Here is a 17,443-nt window from a genome sequence, read left to right as displayed (position 1 = left end):
CAGGTGGTGCGGGGTGGTCAGCGAAGCGTGCAGTTGAAGGCGTAGAGCTCCTGGTAGCTGCCCTGGCCCCCGGCCGCGGCCGGGTCGGTGTCGACCTCCAGGCCCCAAGCGGTGGAGCTGTCCCCGAAGATGTGGTTGACCGGGATCGCTGCGCTGGTCTGGCCCTTGGCGAGCGTGATGCTCTAGGTCGCCACAACCTTCTTGGCTGAGTCGTGGTCGATCCAACTGAGCGTCAGAGTCCCGGTGTTGGCACCGTTGGACGTGACATGCACGGTGGTCTGGACTCCATAGGTCCCGTAGCAGCCGAGGCGGTCGACGCTCAGGCTCCTGACGCGCAGCGGCGTCGGCGGGGGCGGCGCGGGAGTCGACGGGCTCGGTGGGGTCGGCGTCCCGGCGGTGGACGGCGGATCCGTCACCGGACCGGGGCCCGGCGGGGGCGTGTCCGGGGTGCCGGGGCCAGGGGTGCCCGGCGAGCCCGGAGTGCCCGGCGTGGTCGGGGTGGTGGCGGTGGCCGTCGCACCGGGCGTGGCACTGGTCGAGGGCGACGCCGAGGCGGAGGCGGAGGCGGACGGCGAGGCGGAGGGCGAACCGCTCGTGGACGGCCCCGCCGAGGTCGCGTTCACCACCGGCGACAGCGAGCTCGTCAGTTCCGGCGCCGGGCCGGCGACGGCCGTCACACCCGCGCTGTCCACACTGTTGGCGGCCGCGATTCCGGCCATCGTCCCGGCCACCAGCACGACGCCTGCGGCGCCCGCCGTGATGCGGGCCTTCCGGCTCAGCCGAGGGCGGTTCGCGGCCGAGGCCAGGTCCGCGCCGGCGCCGAGCACCGTGGTGGCCAGCGAGGTGCCGCCGGAGACCGCACCGCCGGCGGACGGGAGCAGCAGGGGCAGCAGCGCGACCAGTGCGGCGAGCACCCCGCGCCCGCGCTCCTCCCACTCCTCGCCGTACGCGGCCCGCGCCACCCGCTCGAGCTCCTCGACCAGCGCGGCCGCGCTCTGCGGGCGCTCCCCCGGCGCCTTGGCCAGACCGGCCCGGATCAGCGGCCGGACGGGCTCCGGCGCCAGCTCGTCGGGTATGGGCGCCTCGGTGTGCTTGACCGCCAACTCGACCAGCGTCGTACCGCTGTAGGGCTTGCTCCCGGTCAGGCACTCGAAGAAGGTCGCGGTGGCCGCGTACACGTCGCCGGACGGCGAGGCCGGCTCGCCCGCCCACTGTTCGGGAGCCATGTAGACGGGGGTACCGCCGACGCCCGGCCGCTCCCCGCTGCGCACCGCGATACCGAAGTCGACCAGCTTGGACGAGCCGTCGACGGTGACCAGCACGTTCTCCGGCTTGTAGTCGCGGTGCACCACACCGGCCGCGTGGGCGGCGGCCAGGCCCTGGAGGGAGCCCTTGAGCACCACCAGTGCCGCCTCCGGCGAGGTGGCGCCCTCCTGGCTCAGCAGCTTGCGCAGCGCGACGCCGTCCACCAGCTCCATCACGATCGCGGCGCCCTGCGGGCCTTCCACGTACTCGTAGAGCTCGGCCACCTGGGGCGAACTCAGGCCGCCGAGCAGCACGGCCTCCTTGCGGAAGGCGGTGGTGTCGCCGACCGCCGAGCTCAGGTACTTGACGGCGACCCGCGTGCCGGTGGCGTCGTGCCGGGCCAGCACCACCCGCCCGCTCGCCCCGGCGCCGAGCTCGCGCTCATGGGTGTAGCCGGGCAGCGCCCACAAGCCGTCGGTCTGGCCGTTCATCCTCGGTCTCTCCTGGTCTCTCTCGGGTCGGGCGAGCGCCGCAACACGCCACCGCGCTGTCGGCGACGTGCCCGCCGACCCTCCGGGTTCCCACCCGGGACGGATCGCAGGTCACGATTCGGATGCTTCGCACACCCCCGCAAGGCCCTTCGCACACAGGAGAGTTGGCCCCTGCGCCGCGCCGCTGCCCGGCCGGGAATTGTACGACCCCCGCCCGACACCCCCGGAACCGCTACACCCGCCCCCGGTACGCCGCGATCGCGATCTCCACGAACGACCGGACCAACGGGTTGGTGTCACCTTCGTTCCACACCGCCACCACCCGGCTCGGCGGCATGTCGGTCAGCGGCACCTCGGCCAGCTCCGCGGGCAGCTCGTGCCCGAGCGGGGCCAGGCCGACCGTGCCGTTCCACAGCACGGCCTGCACGCACTCCTGAACGGCCCGCACCACCGGGCCCTCGCGCAGGTCACCACCGTGCCAGTACGCCTGCCAGACCGGGTCCGTCCCCGGCGGGAACCGGAACCACCGGCGGTCGCCCAGCTCCGCCAGCCGCAGCCCGTCGCGGCGGGCCGGCGGATCGTCGGCGCGCAGCACCACGCCGACCGGATCGGTCCGCAGCGTACGCACCGCGAGGGCCCTCTCCTCGAAGGGCGCCCGGGTCAGGGCGACGTCGACCAGTCCGGCGCGCAGCCCGCAGGTCGGGTCGGTCAGGTCGGTCTCGCGGATGCGGACCTCGACACCGGGGTGGCTGCGGCGGTGGGCGGCGGCCAGCCTGGCCACCCCGGGGTCGGTGCCGTCGCCCCGGCCGCCGGCCCGGTACCGCCGGGCCGGCGGCGGGCTGAGGTGTTCGTACAACTTGATGCGTTCGCCTGACGGCCAACGGGCAGTCATGAGTGGTCCGCCGGGAGGTACCCCGCAGGCGCTGTCCTGGGGGCGACCACCCTCCACCCCCCGTGACACCCAGAGGTCATCCACGCCATGGCAGATCTGAACCGTCGCCGTTTCCTCCAACTGTCCGGCGCGACCGTCGCGTTCTCGGCGCTGTCGCAGAGCATCGCCCGAGCCGCGGCCATCGCCCCGGCCGGCACCACCGGCACCGTCCAGGACGTCGAGCACATCGTCGTGCTGATGCAGGAGAACCGTTCGTTCGACCACTACTTCGGGGCGATGAAGGGTGTGCGCGGCTTCGGCGACCCCCGCCCGGTGACGCTGCCGAGCGGGAAGCCGGTGTGGTACCAGACGGACAGCAGCAAGAAGACGGTGCTGCCGTTCCGCCCCCAGGTCAGCGACCTGGGCATGCAGTTCGTCCAGGACCTCAACCACGACTGGACCGGGAGCCACAAGGCCTTCAACAACGGCAAGTACGACCAGTGGATACCCGCCAAGACGGCCACCACGATGGCGTACCTGACCCGCGACGACATCCCGTTCCACTACGCCCTCGCCGACGCGTTCACCATCTGCGACGCCTACCACTGCTCGTTCATCGGCTCCACCGACCCGAACCGCTACTACATGTGGACGGGGTACACCGGCAACGACGGCACCGGCGGCGGCCCGGTGCTCGGCAACCAGGAGGCCGGGTACAGCTGGACGACCTACCCCGAGCGGCTCCAGCAGGCCGGGGTCTCCTGGAAGATCTACCAGGACATCGGCGACGGCCTGAACGCGGCCGGCTCCTGGGGGTGGATCAACGACGCCTACCGCGGCAACTACGGCGACAACTCGCTTCTGTACTTCAACAATTACCGCAACGCCCAGCCCGGCGACCCGCTGTACGACCGGGCCCGCACCGGCACCAACGCGGCGGCGGGCCAGGGCCTGTTCGACGTCCTGAAGGCCGACGTGGCGGCCGGCACACTGCCGCAGATCTCCTGGATCGCCGCCCCCGAGGCCTTCACCGAGCACCCCAACTGGCCCGCGAACTACGGCGCTTGGTACGTCTCCCAGGTGCTCGACGCGCTGACCTCCAACCCCGCCGTGTGGGCGAAGACGGCACTGTTCATCACCTACGACGAGAACGACGGCTTCTTCGACCACGTCGTCCCGCCGTTCCCGCCCTCCGGCGCCTCGCAGGGCAAGTCGACGGTGTCGACCGGCGCGGACTACTTCGCGGGCAACTCCAGCTACGCGGCCGGTCCGTACGGTCTCGGCCAGCGCGTGCCGATGCTGGTCGTCTCACCCTGGAGCACCGGCGGCTACACCTGCTCGGAGACCTTCGACCACACCTCGATCATCCGCTTCATGGAGACCCGCTTCGGGGTCAAGGAGCCCAACATCTCGCCCTGGCGCCGCGCGATCTGCGGTGACCTGACCGCCGCCTTCGACTTCACCGCCTCGAACGCGACGCCCGCCGCGCTGCCCTCCACGGCCGCCTACCTGCCGCCGGACCACAGCCGGCACCCGGACTTCGTGCCCACCCCGCCCGCCACCGCCACCATGCCGAAGCAGGAGGCGGGCGCCAAGCCCACCCGCCCGCTCAAGTACGCGCCGTACGTGGACGGTTCGGCGCTCACCGCCAGCTCGTACCAGCTCACCTTCAGCGGCGGCGCCTCGGCCGGCGCCCAGTTCCTGGTGACTTCGGCCAACCGCACCGACGGCCCCTGGACGTACACCGCCGAGGCGGGCAAGGCGATTGCGGACACCTGGAACACCAAGTACTCCAAGGGCGTCACGGACCTGACCGTCCACGGCCCGAACGGGTTCCTGCGCCGCTTCCGCAACCCCGGCACGACCGCCGGGCCCGAGGTCACCGCGCGCCACAACGCGACCACCGGGAACCTCGACCTGACGGTCACCAACTCCGGCAGCACCGGCGCCGTCCTCACCCTCACCAACGCCTACGGCGGCGCCCCGCAGTCGCTCACCGCCAAGCCGGGCGCGACCCTCACGTACACCGTCGACCTCAGCACCTGCCGCCACTGGTACGACGTGACCATTACCTCCAGCGCGACGGCCGACTTCGTCCGCCGCCTCGCCGGTCACGTCGAGACCGGCGCCCCGGGCCTCACCGACCCGGGCATCATCACCTACTGACCGGCCCCGCAGGGGCGGGCCGGACCGGGTGCTTGCTGAGGATGGACACCCGGTTGAACGCGTTGATGGTGACGGCCACCCAGACCACCGCCGAGATCTGATCCTCCGTCAGGCTCTCGCGGGCGGCGGCGTAGGCGCTCTCCTGGGCACCTGCGTCCGCCGGGTGGGTGGTCGCCTCGGCCAGGGCGAGGGCCGCCCGCTCCTGCGGGCCGAACAGCTCGGTGTCGCGCCAGGCCGCGAGCACACCGAGGCGCTGCACCGTCTCCCCGGCCTTCACCGCGGCCCTGGTGTGCGCGTCGAGGCAGAAGGCGCAGCCGTTGAGCTGGGAGACGCGCAGGTTGACCAGCTCCACCAGCCGGCGGTCCAGGCCGGCCTCCGCCGCCACCCCGCGGACGGCCTCGGCGGTTGCGAGCAGCGCCCGGTACGCCTGCGGGCTCTGCTTGTCGACGAACACCCGCGGATGCGTCGGGGCCGCTGCCGCCTCGCTGCTCACTGCACTCACCTGGAACCCTCCGGCCCGTCGCCTCTGCCCGCACTTCGCCGTACCATGATAGTTGAATCTGGAACCACCATGGCAAGCAGCAGAGCGGGAGCGTGCACCACCATGAGCACCAACGAGACCCAGCCACGGGTGGAGGTCCTCTCCGCCCGGGACGTACCGCTCGGCGGCCCCCGCGCGATGACCGTCCGGCGCACCCTGCCGCAGCGGGCCCGCACCCTGATCGGCGCCTGGTGCTTCGTCGACCACTACGGCCCGGACGACGTCGCCGCCACCGGCGGGATGGACGTCGCCCCGCACCCCCACATCGGCCTCCAGACCGTGAGCTGGCTGTTCAGCGGCGAGATCGAGCACCGCGACAGCCACGGCGTGCACGCCTTCGTCCGCCCGGGGGAGGTGAACCTGATGACCAGCGGGTACGGCATCTGCCACTCGGAGGTCTCGACCCCCGGCACGACCGTGCTGCACGGCGTCCAGCTCTGGGTCGCCCTGCCGGCCGAGCACCGGCGCACCGCGCGCGACTTCCGGCACCACGTCCCGGTGCCCGTCGCACTGGACGGCGGCGAGGTGCGGGTCTTCCTCGGCAGCCTGGCGGGCGACACCTCCCCCGTCCCCACCTTCACCCCGCTGCTCGGCGCCGAGCTCACCCTCCGCCCCGGCGCCACCGTCACCCTCGCGGTCGACCCCGCATTCGAGCACGGCCTGCTGGTCGACCAGGGCGAGGTCACCATGGCCGGCACCCCGCTGAAGCCCGCCGAGCTCGGCTACCTCGCCCCCGGCCCCGCCGCCCTGACCCTGGCCAACACCGGCACCACCCCGGCCCGGCTGATCCTGCTCGGCGGCCCGCCGTTCGAGGAACGGATCGTCATGTGGTGGAACTTCCTCGGCCGCGACCACCAGGAGATCGTCGAGGCCCGCACCGCCTGGCAGGACGCCACCGACCGCTTCGGCCACGTCACCGGCTACCCGGGCGACCGCCTCCCGGCCCCGATCCTGCCGCACACCACCCTCACCCCACGCGGCAACCCGCCGATGGCTACTCCCGGTAGAGCAGGAAGGTGACCCCGGCCGGCCCGGCGGCGGACACCAGCGCCCAGCCGGCCTGTCCGTGGCGCACCAGGACCGCACCTGACGCGGCGCCGGCCACCATGGCGGCGACCGCGACGGCCCGGCGGCGCTGGCGCGGTGCGGCCCCGCCCGCCGGGCGGGAGTCGGCCGCCAGGCCGGCCAGGGTCATGGTGAGCACGGTGGTGGTGAGGTCCGGCACCCCGAGGGTGCGGACGATCCCGGTGCGCAGCCCCATCGCCAGCGCGAGCACCGCGACGAGTACGTACTGCGCCGCCCCGGCCGTGCCCCAGGCGAACACGCCCACGGCGGCGGCCCCGTGCAGCACCACCTCCAGGACCAGCGCCACCCGCAGCCGCCGCCCCCGGCCGGAGGCCGACCTCGGCCCGGCCACCCGCCCCGCCAGCCCCGCCCCGAGCAGGAAGGCTGCCAGCGCCACCGTCGAGCCGAGCACGGAGAACCCGGGGGCGCCGGCCAGCGCGAAGCCGACGACCACCACGTTGCCGGTCATGTTCGCCGCGAAGACGTGGCCGAGGCCGAGGTAGCTCACGGCGTCGATCAGGCCGCTGACCACGGTGAGGGCGAACAGGGACAGCACCAGCGGGTGACTGTCAGGCAGCTGCGGGCGGGGGACGGGCTCCGGCCGGCCGGCGGTGCCGACTGCGGACGCGGCCATGGCTGGCCCCTCTCGACGGCGACGGGGTGTCAGGAGAAGCATGGACCGGCCGGCACCTCCGCCCCGGCCAGGCCGGGAGCCCGCGCGCCGCGGCCCGGGGCTGACCTCTACTCGGCCGCCAGGCCGAACTTGGCACGGTGCGAGGCGGGCACCAGCTCGACGTACTCGGGGTGCTTGCCGATCCAGCCGCGGACGAACGGGCAGTACGGCAGCACGGCCAGCCCCTGCTCGCGCGCCGTGTCCAGTGCGGCGCGGGCCAGCTTGCCCGCCAGGCCCCGGCCTTCGAACTTCGGGTCGATCTCGGTGTGGATGAAGGCGATCTCCTCACCCGAGCGGTGGTACTCGGCGAAGCCGGCCAACTCGCCGTCCTCGCGGATCTCGAAGCGGGACTTGTCGGCGTTGTCGACGACCGGCTGGTCCATGGTTCCTCCTCCTCGGCGTCGGCCCGATCGAGCCGACGCCGGAGACTATAGTTAAATTCTAAACATTTGTCGCCCTCGACTCGCCGGGCGAATCGCGCGGTGAACCGGTGGCGGGACCGGAAGGATGGGGCCCATGGCGGCTTCTGAGAGCGTTTTCGAACTCGGTACGGACGGCCCCACCACCATCGTGGCCGCGGTCGACGGCTCACGGACCTCGCTGCGGGCCGCCGCCTACGCGAGCGGACTGGCCCGGCGTCAGGGGAGCCGGCTGCTCGCGGTCTACGTGGAGAGCGTCGGCGCGCTGGCCGCCGCCAGCGCGGCGGGCGCCCTGGCCGCGCGCGAGAGCGCCGAGGCGACGGCCGCGGACCTGCGCCACCTGGTCGAGCTGGCCCGGCAGCGCGGTGTGGAGCTCACCCTGACCACCCGCACCGGCGACCCGTACACCGAGATCACCAGGTTCGCCGAGGAGGTGCGGGCGGACGCCCTGGTGGTCGGCGCCTCCGGGAGCCTGGGGCACCGGCTGGTGGGCTCGCTCGCGGTGCGACTGGTCCGCGCGGGGCGCTGGCCGGTGACCGTCGTGCCCTGACGCTGCCGCTGCCGGTGCCGGTGCCGGTGCCGGTGCCGCCGGACCTTCGGCGGCCCGGGGGTTCACCCCTTCGCGGCCTCCCAGGTCGGGCTGGCGGCCAGTGCCTGGAGCTGGTCGACGGACAGGGCCGGCTCGCTCCGGGTCGGGGCCTGGGGCTGGGACGTCGTGTTGTACGCCCACACCGTGACCCGCAGGTGGTCCGGGCGCAGGATGTCCACACCGTTGCGGACCAGGCCCGTCTGGCCCGCGTAGTCGCGGTCGCTGAACCGCAGGACCCGGGTGCCGTCCGGCAGGACCTGGGCGCCCTCGAAGCTCTCCGTGACGTCGGACCAGGTACTGACCCCGGGCTTGTAGACGCTCCAGTCCTGCACGCCGACCTCGACCAGGCTCTTGCCCCGCCCGTCGTCCACCGTGAAGTGAGCGCCCGAGTTGTCGGCGCCGCCGGAGTCCGCCACGGTCAGGTGGGCCGGGAGCAGCGGAGCCACCGTCGCCAGGATCTTCGCGGTCGACGGCCAGTTGAAGCTCTTCCGGGCGATGTCGGCCTCGGAGACCGCGGGCACGGCGGGGATCGCGGCCAGGGCCGGCAGCCAGCCCGGGTCGGTGACGATCGCCTGGAGCCGGGCGGGGGCCAGTGGCGGATCGGTGCGGGTGGGCTCGATCACCTTCTGGCCCGGCGTGTTGGTCTCCGTGATCTTGATCGACGTCCCGTCGGGGCGGTCCAGCTCGGCCGACCACCGCTTGGCCCCGAGCTCGCGGCTGGGAAGGTAGTAGTCCTGGAGCAGGACCAGCACCGACCCGTCCTGGAGCGTGGTGCGGCTGCACACGGCGTACGGCGAGTCGACCGGGTCGGGGCAGGAGCCGAGCGCCTCCGACCTCACCGGGACGGTGTTGTGGCGCAGGCTCACCCTGACCCACGCCTTCCCGTGGCCGTCGTCGACGACGTAGGAGGCGAACGTGTCCTTGGAGTCGGCCGTGGGCTCGGTGCCGTGTCCGGCGGGCTCGGCGAGGGTCCAGGAGGGCAGCAGCGACTTCAGCCTGTCCAGCAGCTGGGTGCCGCTGGCAGCTGCGGCGGGTACCGCCGGTACGACCGGTGCGCCGGTGGCGGACTTGGTGGGGCCGGCCTGCGGCGTCCCGGCGGGGGCGGCCGCCGTGGCCCGGGCGGCGCCGGCCGGGTGCCAGGCCAGGGCCACGCCCCCAGTGGCCAGCAGGACCGCCAGGGCGGCACCACCCGCGGCGGCGGCCCGGTGGCGGCGCTGACGGCGGCGTCCGCGCTGGGCCGCACCGAGGGTCATCGCCTCGGCTCCCAGGGTGGGAGCGCCGTCGGCCGCCCGGCGCAGGACCTCGGCGAAGCTGGCCTCGAGGAAGTCGTCCGTCCGGTCGTCAGTGTGCATGGCCGAGTACCGCCTTCGTGGTGGGGGCTGCCGCCGGCTTGGCGGTCCGGTCTGCCGCGGGTGCGGCATCGTGCTCGGTCAGGGTGCTGCCGAGCAGCTCGCGCATCCGGCCGAGCGCCCGGTGGCTGCGCGTGCGCACGGCGGCCTCGCTCATGTCCAGGGCGGCGGCGGTCTGCGCGACGGTGCGGTCCTCCCAGAAGCGGAGCACCAGCACGGCGCGGTCCTTCGGCGGAGCCTCGGCGAGGGCCTGCAGCAGTGCCACCCGCAGGGTCGGGTCGATGTCGCTGACCGCCATGTCGGGGAACTCGTGCGTCGTCCGCTCGGTGCTGCTGCGCCTTCGGCGGTACGTCAGGAAGGTGTTGGCCAGGACGGTCTGGGCGTAGCTGGCCGGGTTATCCAGGCCGGAGATCCTGCCCCAACGGACGTACAGGCGGCTCAGCGTCTCCTGTACGAGGTCTTCGGCCAGGTGGCTGTCGCCGCGGGTCAGCAGGTAGGCGGTCTTGAGGAGGTGCCTTCCGCGCGCCGCGACGAAGTCCGGGAAGGCCGGTGGCCCTGGTGGCGCCGGATCGGGTGTCGAAGTCTGTTGCATGGTCATAGGAACGCGGTGGGGCGGTGGCCGCGTTTCAGAACTTCGCAGAATTTGATCTTCCCGCCTTGCCAGGGCCCCGGCCCGGCGCCCTGCGCCCGGCCCGAGTGACGACCGTCACTGCGCCTCCGGTGTCACGGATCTGGTCCACCGCCGCGTCTTCCCCAGCGCGGGATGTCACTTCCAGGAACGAGGTCGAGACGGTGCGGACCAGTCGGCGTACTACCCTGTTGTTGACCAGTGCCATCACGGTAGCGCTCGCGGTAGCGCTGGCCCCCGTCGATCCGGCGCCTTCGGCCCGGCCGGTGACCGTCGGCGCGACGCCGCCCGGCGCCTCGGCGGGTGCCCCGTCGCCCGGTGGTCCGCCGAGTCCGGGGCCCTCGGCCTCACCGCCGTGGGACGGCACGGTGCGCGTGCTCGGCGACGGCTCCACCTCCGACACCGGCCCGGCACCCAGGCAGCCGGTGCCGCAGAAGCTCAAGCCCGGTGAGCAGCCGCCGCAGTTCGTGGTCTTCTCCTGGGACGGCGCGCTGGAGGGCGACGACCACCTGTTCTCGCACTTCCTCGAGGTGGCGGAGCAGAACAACGCCCAGATGACGTTCTTCCTGACCGGTCTGTACCTGCTGCCCAAGTCAAAGCGCGCCCTCTACCACCCGCCGCAGCATGCGCCGGGCAGCTCGGCCATCGACTTCCCGACCGATCAGCACATCAGGGACACCCTCGCCCAGTTGCGGAGGGCCTGGGCGGACGGCGACGAGATCGGCACCCACTTCAACGGGCACTTCTGCGCGCCCACCCCGGGCAGCGGCAAGGACTGGAGCGCCGCGGACTGGGTGGAGGAGACCCGGCAGGCCTACTCCTTCGTGGAGAACTGGAAGACCAACACGGGTGACAAGGACCTCCCGCCGCTGCCCTTCGACTACCGCAAGGAGCTGGTCGGCGGCCGGGCCCCCTGCCTGGAGGGGCAGCAGAACCTGCTCCCGGTCGAGAAGCAGCTGGGCTGGCGCTACGACGCCAGCTCCCCTGGCGACTTCCAGATCTGGCCCGCCAGGAAGGGCGGGATCTGGAACTTCCCGCTGCAGCAACTCCCCTACCCCGACCAGGACTTCCAGGTTCTGTCGATGGACTTCAACTTCCTGGCCAACCAGTCCAACGGCAACCTCTCGCACGACACGTCGAAGTTCCGCAGCTGGCAGCAGGAGGCCCGGGACGGCTACCTCAACGGCTTCCAGCGGGTCTACCACGGCAGCCGGGCGCCGCTGTTCATCGGGAACCACTTCGAGACCTGGAACGACGGGATCTACATGAAGGCCGTCGAGGAGGTGATGCGCACCGTCTGCACGAAGCCGGACGTGCGCTGCGTCTCGTTCAAGGAGCTCGCCGACTGGATGGACGTCCAGGACCCGGCCGTCCTGGCCAAGTTGCGCACCCTGGACCCGGGCCAGGAGCCGGACTGGTCCACCTTCGTCAAGGGCTGACCGGCCGTCGTACCCCCGGGGTACGACGGCCGGCGCCGGCTACCGGCCCGCCGCCGCGGGCCCGCCCGGCTGCAGGGCCTTCTCGTAGCTGCTCCAGACGTCCGCCGGGAGGGTGTTCGCCGCCGGGGACTTGGCCGGGTCGCCCTGCCCGTCCAGCGGCAGGGCCTGCACGCCGTGCGCGTCCAGGCGGAACACGGCGACCGCGGTGGTCCGCTGCCCGGTGTAGCCGACGAACCACCCGGCGGTGTTGTCGTGCGTGGTGCCGGTCTTCCCGGCGGCGGGGCGCCCGGGCAGCTGGGCGCCCTGTGCGGTGCCGTGCCGGACGGCCTCGGTCAGGGCGGTGTCCACCTGTGCTGCCACCTGCGGGCTCAGGGCCCGTACCGGGGCCGGCCGGGCAAGGCTCACGTCGGTCCCGTTGCGGGCGATCCCCAGCACCGAGTACGGGTCGGTGTGCATGCCGCCGGCGGCGAAGGCACCGTAGGCGGCGGCCATCCGCAGGGCGCTCGGCGTGGAGTTGCCGAGTGCGAACTCCGGTACCTGCGGGCCCATGCTGTCGGGCAGCAGGCCAAGTGAGGTGGCGGTCCTGCGGACCCGCTCCAGGCCGACGTCCAGGCCCAGCTGCTCCAGCGCGCTGTTGGCCGACTGCGCCACCGCCTCCTGCAGGGTGATCCTCCCGAAGGACCTGCCACCGTCGTTGGCGCCCTTGACGATCTTCCCGTTGCGGTCCCAGTACGGGCCTACCGCGGTCTGCATCGGCGCCCGGTCGTCGCCCTCGTAGACGGTGCCCGGGGAGGCGGGGGTGCGCCCGGCCGCGTCCACCCGGCGCTGGGTGCCCTGGGCGAGCGCGGCCGCGTACACGAACGGGGTGAACGCGGTACCCGCCGGGACGACGGCCGAGTTGGCGTTGTCGTAGCTCTGCTTGAGGTAGTCCGGGCCGCCGTAGACGGCGAGCACGCGGCCGTCGGTGGCCACCGAGGCCGCCCCCACCCGCAGTCGGTCGTCGGCGTTCAGACGGCCGGCGGCGTCGTGCACCGCGGTGGCCAGGGCGCTCTCCGCGGGCCGCTCGAACGTGGTGCGGATCTGGTAGCCGCCGAGGTCGAGCTGGGCGTCGGTGATGTCGGTGTGCGAGGTCACGTACTTGCGGGCCAGGTCCACCAGGTAGCCGGTCTGACCGTGCAGGCCGGCCTGCACGGGGGGCGCCTGGGGTTCGGGGAAGACGGTGTAGCCCGCCCGCTCGGCGGCGGAGAGCTTGCCGGTCTTGACCATCCGGTCCAGGATCCAGCTCCACCGGTCCACCGCCCGCCGGTGGTTCTCCGGGCTGATCGCCGGATCGAACAGACCCGCGCCCTTGAGCAGCGCGGCCAGGAAGGCGCCCTGGCTCGGGTTGAGCTGGGAGACGTCCTTGCCGTAGTACGCCTGCGCCGCCCGCTCGATGCCGTAGCCGCCGCGACCGAACCAGCTGGTGTTGAGGTAGCCCTCCAGGATCTGCTGCTTGGTCAGCTTCCGGTCGAGCTTGACCGCCATGAACATCTCGGTGAGCTTGCGGCTCATGGTCTGCTTCTGGTTCAGGTAGGCGTTCTTCACGTACTGCTGGGTGATGGTCGAGCCGCCCTGCGTCTCGCCGCCGGTCGCGATGGCGTACACCGCCCGCAGCACACCCCGCGGGTCCACCCCCTGGTCCGAGTAGAAGCTCTCGTTCTCGGCTGCCACCACCGCCCACCGGACTCCCTCGGGGACCCGGTCCAGCGGCACGTCCTCCCGGTTGACGTCGCCGGTGCGTGCCATCTCCGTGCCGTCGGCCCAGTAGTAGACGTTGTTCTGCTGGGTGGCGAACGCCTTGAGGTCGACGGGTATCCTCGTCGCGCGGTAGGCGTAGCAGGTGACACCCGCCAGTCCGGCGAGACCGACCAGCGCCGTCACCACCAGCTGCCGCCACGAGGGCACCCACCGCCGAAGGCCCGTCCGGTCCGGCCGGGGGTACCCATTGGGCCGCCGCCGGCCCGCCCGGCCCCGGCGCCCGCCCGGGTCCGGACTCCGCCTCTCTCGGTCACGAGTGCTGGCCACCATGTGCCCCCAATGTTTCAGACAGTCGTTCGTCTCCCTCCTAGACGAGATGACCGGTGACTCTCGTTTCAACCGCCACCACTGCCCAGGTCAGTGCACGAGTGGGGGTCGAGGGTGGCGTCCCTGCGGGCCGGTCGGGCGGCAGGCCGTTGATCACCAGGGCACGACGCCGTCGTCCTCGAAGAAGGAGCCGGTCGGTCCGCCGTCGGGCAGGGTGGCGAGCCGGATCGGGGTGGCCGCACCCTGTGCGGGGGTGCGAGGTCCGTGGAAGCCGGTGAAGTCGGTCGCCACCAGGCCCGGGCAGGCGGCGTTGATGAGGATGCCGGTGCCGGCGAACTGCCGGGCGTACTGCAGGGTGAGGGCGTTGAGGAAGGACTTCGACGGTGCGTAGGCCGCCATCACGGGGCCGACCTCGGTGTCCGGGTCCGCCTGTCGGGCCAGGGAGCCGACGCTGCTGGAGACGTTGACGATGCGCGGCGAGGCGGAGCGCCGCAGCAGCGGCAGCATCGCGTTGGTCACCCGGACGACGCCCATGACGTTGGTGTCCACGACGGTTCGCAGCACCTCCAGGTCGAGGCCGGTCGGATCCTGCAACCAGCCCGGGCCCATCTCGCCCGGGATGCCTGCGTTGTTGACCAGGGCGTCCAGGCGTCCGGCCAGTCGATCGACCAGTGCCGCCGCGGCGGTGACGCTGCGGTCGTCGGTCACGTCCAGTGGCACCCCGAACGCGTCCACCCCGGCGGCGCGCAGCCGACCGACGGCCCTCTCGCGTCGGCTCGCATCGCGGGCCCCCACGCCGACGCGGTAGCCGAGGCGGCCCAGCCCGGCCGCGATCTCGTAGCCGATGCCCTTGTTCGCGCCGGTCACCAGCGCGGTCTTCGTTTCGCTCATGCCGATGATGCTGGCCCGTGGGCGGGTGGTGCGGCCAACACCGGTACGGTGCCCTGTCATACCCGACGGGTATCACCGCGTATGCTCCCGGCCATGGACACCCTGGAGACCCGTGAGTTGAGGTACTTCGTGGCCGTGGCCGAGGAGTTGCACTTCGGGCGCGCCGCCGAGCGTCTCGGCATGGCCCAGCCGCCGCTGTCGCGGGCGATCCAGCAGCTCGAACGGCGCCTGGGGGTAAGCCTGTTGGAGCGCAACCGCCGCGGCGCCCGCCTGACCGGCGCCGGCGAGGTACTGCTGCAGGAGGGCCGGGCGGCTCTCGACGCGGCCGCCGCCGCCGTCCGCCGCACGCGGCGCGCCGGGGGCGCCGACCGTCCCGGCGGCCCGCGCGACCGGCTGGTGCTCGCCGTGAAGGCGGCCGCGTCCCACGAGCTGCTGCGGAGGCTTCTCGCCGCCTGGGCGCTCGAGCCGGGCTGCTGCGAGATCGAGGTGCTGCCGTGCGGCATGTCGGAGCAGGAGGAGCTGCTGCGCGACGGGCGCGCCGATGTCGCGCTCATGCACACGCCGTGGAACTCCCTCGCCGGGTTCGACAGCGAGCCGCTGGTGACCGAGGGCCAGGTCGCCCTCCTGCCGGCCGGGCACCCGCTCGCCGCCCGCCGGAGCCTGTCCCTGGCCGAGATCGGGGACGTCCCCGGTCTGCCGCTCGCCCGCTGGCCGACCCACGGCACCTACCCGCCCGGCCCGGGCCCCGAGATCCACAACCAGACGCAACTGGCCCAGCTGATCGCCCTCGGCCGCACGGTGGCCGTCGCCCCCGACTCCGCCCGCTCCTGGCTGTGGGCCGAGCACGCGGCCGTCCCGCTGACCGACGCGCCGGCCGTCGTGACCCACATCGCCTGGCCCCCGCACAGCCGTTCCCTCCCCCTGGCCGCCCTGGTCCGTACGGCCACCCGGCTCTGACGAAGCTTCCGTACCGGGCTCCGCCGGCTGCACCGACCCCTTTTCATCATCTTGACGATAGCCCTCGGCAGTCATTATCGTCATTACGACGAAAAGAGGTGCCTTCCCATGGCCGACATCACCGCACGCCTCGGCTTCCGCCACCTGCGCGCAGTCCCCACCTCCCACATCCGCCACCTGAACCGGGGCGAGGTCGCCCACGAGGGCACCGGCCTGGCCTTCTGGTTCCGCCCGCTCACCGCCGCCCTCTCCGAGGTGCCGGTGGACGACCGCGAACTCGCGATGCTCTTCCACTCCCGCACCTCGGACTTCCAGGACGTGACCGTCCAGGCCACCCTCACCTACCGGATCACCGACCCGGCCCTCGCCGCGACCCGGGTGGACTTCGGCATCGACCCGGACACCGGCGCCTGGCGCGCCGCCCCGCTCGACCAGCTCGCCACCCTGCTCACCGAGACCGCCCAGCAGCACGCGCTCGGCCTGCTCGCCCGCACCTCGCTCGCCGACGCCCTCGCCGAAGGCGTCAGCGCCGTCCGCGAGCGGATGGCCGGCGGACTCGCCGGCGAGGCGCGGATCGCCGAGACCGGGGTCGCGGTGATCGCGGTGCGGGTCGTCGCCCTGCGCCCCGAGCCGGAGGTCGAGCGGGCGCTGCGCACGCCCGCCCGTGAACTCGTCCAGCAGGAGGCCGACCGGGCCACCTTCGAGCGGCGCGCCGTCGCCGTCGAGCACGAGCGCGGCATCGCCGAGAACGAGCTCACCAACCGCATCGAACTCGCCCGCCGAGAAGAGCAGTTGCTCGCCCAGCAGGGAGCCAACGCCCGTCTCCGGGCGGAGGAGGAGGCCGCCGCCGACCGTGTCCGGACCGAGGCCGAGGCCACCGCCGACCGGGTGCGCGCCGCCGCCGAGGCCGAGCGCCGCACCCTGCTCGCCACCGCCGAGGCGGACGCCGCCCACGCCCTGGGCGAGGCCCGCGCCGCCGCCGAGGCCGCCTGGCTCGCCGCCCACCAGCAGGCCGATCCCGCCGTGCTCCGGGCACTGGCCCTGATGCGGCTCGCCGAGCACCTGCCCCGGATCGACAGCATCACCCTCACCCCGGACCTGCTCAGCGGCCTGCTCGCCAAGCTCGGCGCCCCGGCCGCCGGGGCCGACCGGTGACCCTCGCACCGAGGGCGGTCCTGGTCCACCGCCGCACCGAGTACGAGGAGTTGATCGCCCATCACGGCACCGCGGCGCAGGCCGCGTTCTTCCTCTCCACCCGAGGCCGCTCGGCCGACGAGGTCGAACAGCGCCACCACCGCCAGACCGAGGCCCTCGCCCAGGCGGCAGCGGCCGTCCCGCTGGACTGGCGGCGCACCCGGGTCGAACGCTCCGACCTCGCCCGGTTCCTCTTCGAACCGGAGGACGTGGTGGTCGTGGTCGGCCAGGACGGCCTGGTCGCCAACGCCGCCAAGTACCTCGACGGCCAGCCGGTGATCGGCGTGGACACCGACCCGGGCCGGGGCCCGGGCGTCCTGGTCCGGCACCGCGCCGACGCGCTCGCAGCCCTGCTGCCGGCCGCCGTCGCACGCGGCGTGGACCGGCGGATCGAGGAACGCACCATGGTCGAGGCCGTCGCGGACGACACCCAACGCCTGCTGGCCCTCAACGAGGTGTACGTCGGCCAGCCCGGCCACCAGACCGCCCGCTACCGCCTCACGGCGGACAGCGGGGCCCCGGAACCGCAGGCCTCCTCGGGCGTCCTGATCAGCACCGGTACGGGCGCCACCGGCTGGGGCCGATCCGCCTGGCTGGAGCGCGGCGGCCCGATCACCCTGCCGGCACCGGGCGCCCCGGCCCTGGCCTGGTTCGTCCGCGAGGCCTGGCCCTCCCCCACCACCGGCACTACCCGGGTCCACGGCCTGCTCGACGGCACCGGATCCCTGCAACTCACCGTCGAGTCCGACCACCTGGTCGCCTTCGGCGACGGCATCGAGACGGACGCCCTGACCCTGACCTGGGGCCAGAGCATCCGGATCGGCGTCGCCACCACCCGCCTCCGCCTGTTGGCGTGAACCG

At 73.2% G+C, this 17,443-nt stretch carries 16 protein-coding genes; 7 read left to right on the top strand and 9 right to left on the bottom strand.

What is annotated here, in order from left to right; all coding sequences use genetic code 11:
- Positions 1-182: 182 nt before the first annotated feature.
- Positions 183-1,736, bottom strand: a complete 1,554-nt coding sequence (locus ABT095_RS27045; protein ID WP_350532119.1) for a serine/threonine-protein kinase — start codon at positions 1,734-1,736, stop codon at positions 183-185.
- A 232-nt stretch (positions 1,737-1,968) separates the two neighbouring features.
- Positions 1,969-2,628, bottom strand: coding sequence for a LysR family substrate-binding domain-containing protein (locus ABT095_RS27040; RefSeq protein ID WP_350532118.1), 660 nt, complete (start codon positions 2,626-2,628; stop codon positions 1,969-1,971).
- An 87-nt stretch (positions 2,629-2,715) separates the two neighbouring features.
- On the opposite strand from ABT095_RS27040, the gene ABT095_RS27035 reads away from it, so the two are divergent.
- On the top strand, positions 2,716-4,773 hold the full coding sequence (locus ABT095_RS27035) for a phosphocholine-specific phospholipase C (protein ID WP_350532117.1): 2,058 nt from the start codon (positions 2,716-2,718) through the stop codon (positions 4,771-4,773).
- Here the strand turns inward: ABT095_RS27035 and ABT095_RS27030 are convergent.
- Positions 4,763-5,275, bottom strand: coding sequence for a carboxymuconolactone decarboxylase family protein (locus tag ABT095_RS27030; protein ID WP_502885018.1), 513 nt, complete (start codon positions 5,273-5,275; stop codon positions 4,763-4,765). The two genes, ABT095_RS27035 and ABT095_RS27030, sit on opposite strands and share 11 nt — an antisense overlap.
- A gap of 102 nt (positions 5,276-5,377) precedes the next feature.
- On the opposite strand from ABT095_RS27030, the gene ABT095_RS27025 reads away from it, so the two are divergent.
- Positions 5,378-6,334, top strand: a complete 957-nt coding sequence (locus ABT095_RS27025; protein WP_350532116.1) for a pirin family protein — start codon at positions 5,378-5,380, stop codon at positions 6,332-6,334.
- Here ABT095_RS27025 and ABT095_RS27020 read toward each other — a convergent pair.
- Together ABT095_RS27020 and ABT095_RS27015 are read right to left on the bottom strand one after the other, a co-directional pair.
- Complete coding sequence (locus tag ABT095_RS27020) at positions 6,309-7,013, bottom strand: YoaK family protein (protein WP_350532115.1); 705 nt, start codon at positions 7,011-7,013, stop codon at positions 6,309-6,311. The genes ABT095_RS27025 and ABT095_RS27020 overlap by 26 nt on opposite strands.
- Before the next feature lie 107 nt (positions 7,014-7,120).
- The gene (locus tag ABT095_RS27015) at positions 7,121-7,435 is read right to left on the bottom strand and encodes a GNAT family N-acetyltransferase (protein WP_350532114.1); all 315 of its coding nucleotides are present in this window, start codon (positions 7,433-7,435) and stop codon (positions 7,121-7,123) included.
- Between the two features lie 133 nt (positions 7,436-7,568).
- Here ABT095_RS27015 and ABT095_RS27010 point away from each other — a divergent pair, with 133 nt between their 5' ends.
- The gene (locus ABT095_RS27010) at positions 7,569-8,021 is read left to right on the top strand and encodes a universal stress protein (protein ID WP_350532113.1); all 453 of its coding nucleotides are present in this window, start codon (positions 7,569-7,571) and stop codon (positions 8,019-8,021) included.
- 62 nt (positions 8,022-8,083) lie between these two features.
- Here the strand turns inward: ABT095_RS27010 and ABT095_RS27005 are convergent, their stop codons facing one another.
- Positions 8,084-9,412, bottom strand: a complete 1,329-nt coding sequence (locus ABT095_RS27005; protein ID WP_350532112.1) for a hypothetical protein — start codon at positions 9,410-9,412, stop codon at positions 8,084-8,086.
- Positions 9,402-10,001 carry a SigE family RNA polymerase sigma factor gene (locus tag ABT095_RS27000; protein ID WP_350532111.1) on the bottom strand — a complete coding sequence of 200 codons (600 nt, stop codon included), beginning with the start codon at positions 9,999-10,001 and terminating at the stop codon, positions 9,402-9,404. Before ABT095_RS27000 ends, ABT095_RS27005 begins: the two co-directional genes overlap by 11 nt.
- A gap of 227 nt (positions 10,002-10,228) precedes the next feature.
- Between ABT095_RS27000 and ABT095_RS26995 the strand changes: the two genes are divergently transcribed.
- Positions 10,229-11,476, top strand: a complete 1,248-nt coding sequence (locus tag ABT095_RS26995) for a polysaccharide deacetylase family protein (RefSeq protein WP_502885017.1) — start codon at positions 10,229-10,231, stop codon at positions 11,474-11,476.
- A 39-nt stretch (positions 11,477-11,515) separates the two neighbouring features.
- Here the strand turns inward: ABT095_RS26995 and ABT095_RS26990 are convergent, their stop codons facing one another.
- Positions 11,516-13,420 carry a transglycosylase domain-containing protein gene (locus ABT095_RS26990; protein ID WP_350532109.1) on the bottom strand — a complete coding sequence of 635 codons (1,905 nt, stop codon included), beginning with the start codon at positions 13,418-13,420 and terminating at the stop codon, positions 11,516-11,518.
- A gap of 273 nt (positions 13,421-13,693) precedes the next feature.
- Complete coding sequence (locus tag ABT095_RS26985) at positions 13,694-14,431, bottom strand: SDR family oxidoreductase (RefSeq protein WP_350532108.1); 738 nt, start codon at positions 14,429-14,431, stop codon at positions 13,694-13,696.
- A gap of 93 nt (positions 14,432-14,524) precedes the next feature.
- On the opposite strand from ABT095_RS26985, the gene ABT095_RS26980 reads away from it, so the two are divergent.
- The 3 genes from ABT095_RS26980 (at position 14,525) to ABT095_RS26970 (ending at position 17,439) form a co-directional block, all read left to right on the top strand.
- The gene (locus tag ABT095_RS26980; RefSeq protein ID WP_350532107.1) at positions 14,525-15,388 is read left to right on the top strand and encodes a LysR family transcriptional regulator; all 864 of its coding nucleotides are present in this window, start codon (positions 14,525-14,527) and stop codon (positions 15,386-15,388) included.
- Positions 15,389-15,496: 108 nt separating this feature from the next.
- Complete coding sequence (locus ABT095_RS26975; RefSeq protein WP_350532106.1) at positions 15,497-16,543, top strand: SPFH domain-containing protein; 1,047 nt, start codon at positions 15,497-15,499, stop codon at positions 16,541-16,543.
- Positions 16,540-17,439, top strand: a complete 900-nt coding sequence (locus tag ABT095_RS26970) for an NAD(+)/NADH kinase (RefSeq protein WP_350532105.1) — start codon at positions 16,540-16,542, stop codon at positions 17,437-17,439. The genes ABT095_RS26975 and ABT095_RS26970 overlap by 4 nt, the downstream gene beginning before the upstream one ends.
- The last annotated feature ends 4 nt before the right edge of the window (positions 17,440-17,443 follow it).

Origin of the sequence: Kitasatospora sp. NPDC002227, assembly GCF_040296285.1 — a bacterium.
Lineage (GTDB): Bacteria > Actinomycetota > Actinomycetes > Streptomycetales > Streptomycetaceae > Kitasatospora.
The sequence above is the reverse complement of the archived record's forward strand: the minus strand, read 5'-3'. Positions and strand labels throughout refer to the sequence as shown.

Coding starts and splice junctions, on each gene's coding strand:
- ABT095_RS27005 (WP_350532112.1), bottom strand. CDS start 9,412: ATGCACACTGACGACCGGACGGACGACTTCCTCGAGGCCAGCTTCGCC.
- ABT095_RS27045 (WP_350532119.1), bottom strand. CDS start 1,736: ATGAACGGCCAGACCGACGGCTTGTGGGCGCTGCCCGGCTACACCCAT.
- ABT095_RS27025 (WP_350532116.1), top strand. CDS start 5,378: ATGAGCACCAACGAGACCCAGCCACGGGTGGAGGTCCTCTCCGCCCGG.
- ABT095_RS26975 (WP_350532106.1), top strand. CDS start 15,497: ATGGCCGACATCACCGCACGCCTCGGCTTCCGCCACCTGCGCGCAGTC.
- ABT095_RS26985 (WP_350532108.1), bottom strand. CDS start 14,431: ATGAGCGAAACGAAGACCGCGCTGGTGACCGGCGCGAACAAGGGCATC.
- ABT095_RS27035 (WP_350532117.1), top strand. CDS start 2,716: ATGGCAGATCTGAACCGTCGCCGTTTCCTCCAACTGTCCGGCGCGACC.
- ABT095_RS27000 (WP_350532111.1), bottom strand. CDS start 10,001: ATGCAACAGACTTCGACACCCGATCCGGCGCCACCAGGGCCACCGGCC.
- ABT095_RS26980 (WP_350532107.1), top strand. CDS start 14,525: ATGGACACCCTGGAGACCCGTGAGTTGAGGTACTTCGTGGCCGTGGCC.
- ABT095_RS27015 (WP_350532114.1), bottom strand. CDS start 7,435: ATGGACCAGCCGGTCGTCGACAACGCCGACAAGTCCCGCTTCGAGATC.
- ABT095_RS27010 (WP_350532113.1), top strand. CDS start 7,569: ATGGCGGCTTCTGAGAGCGTTTTCGAACTCGGTACGGACGGCCCCACC.
- ABT095_RS27040 (WP_350532118.1), bottom strand. CDS start 2,628: ATGACTGCCCGTTGGCCGTCAGGCGAACGCATCAAGTTGTACGAACAC.
- ABT095_RS27020 (WP_350532115.1), bottom strand. CDS start 7,013: ATGGCCGCGTCCGCAGTCGGCACCGCCGGCCGGCCGGAGCCCGTCCCC.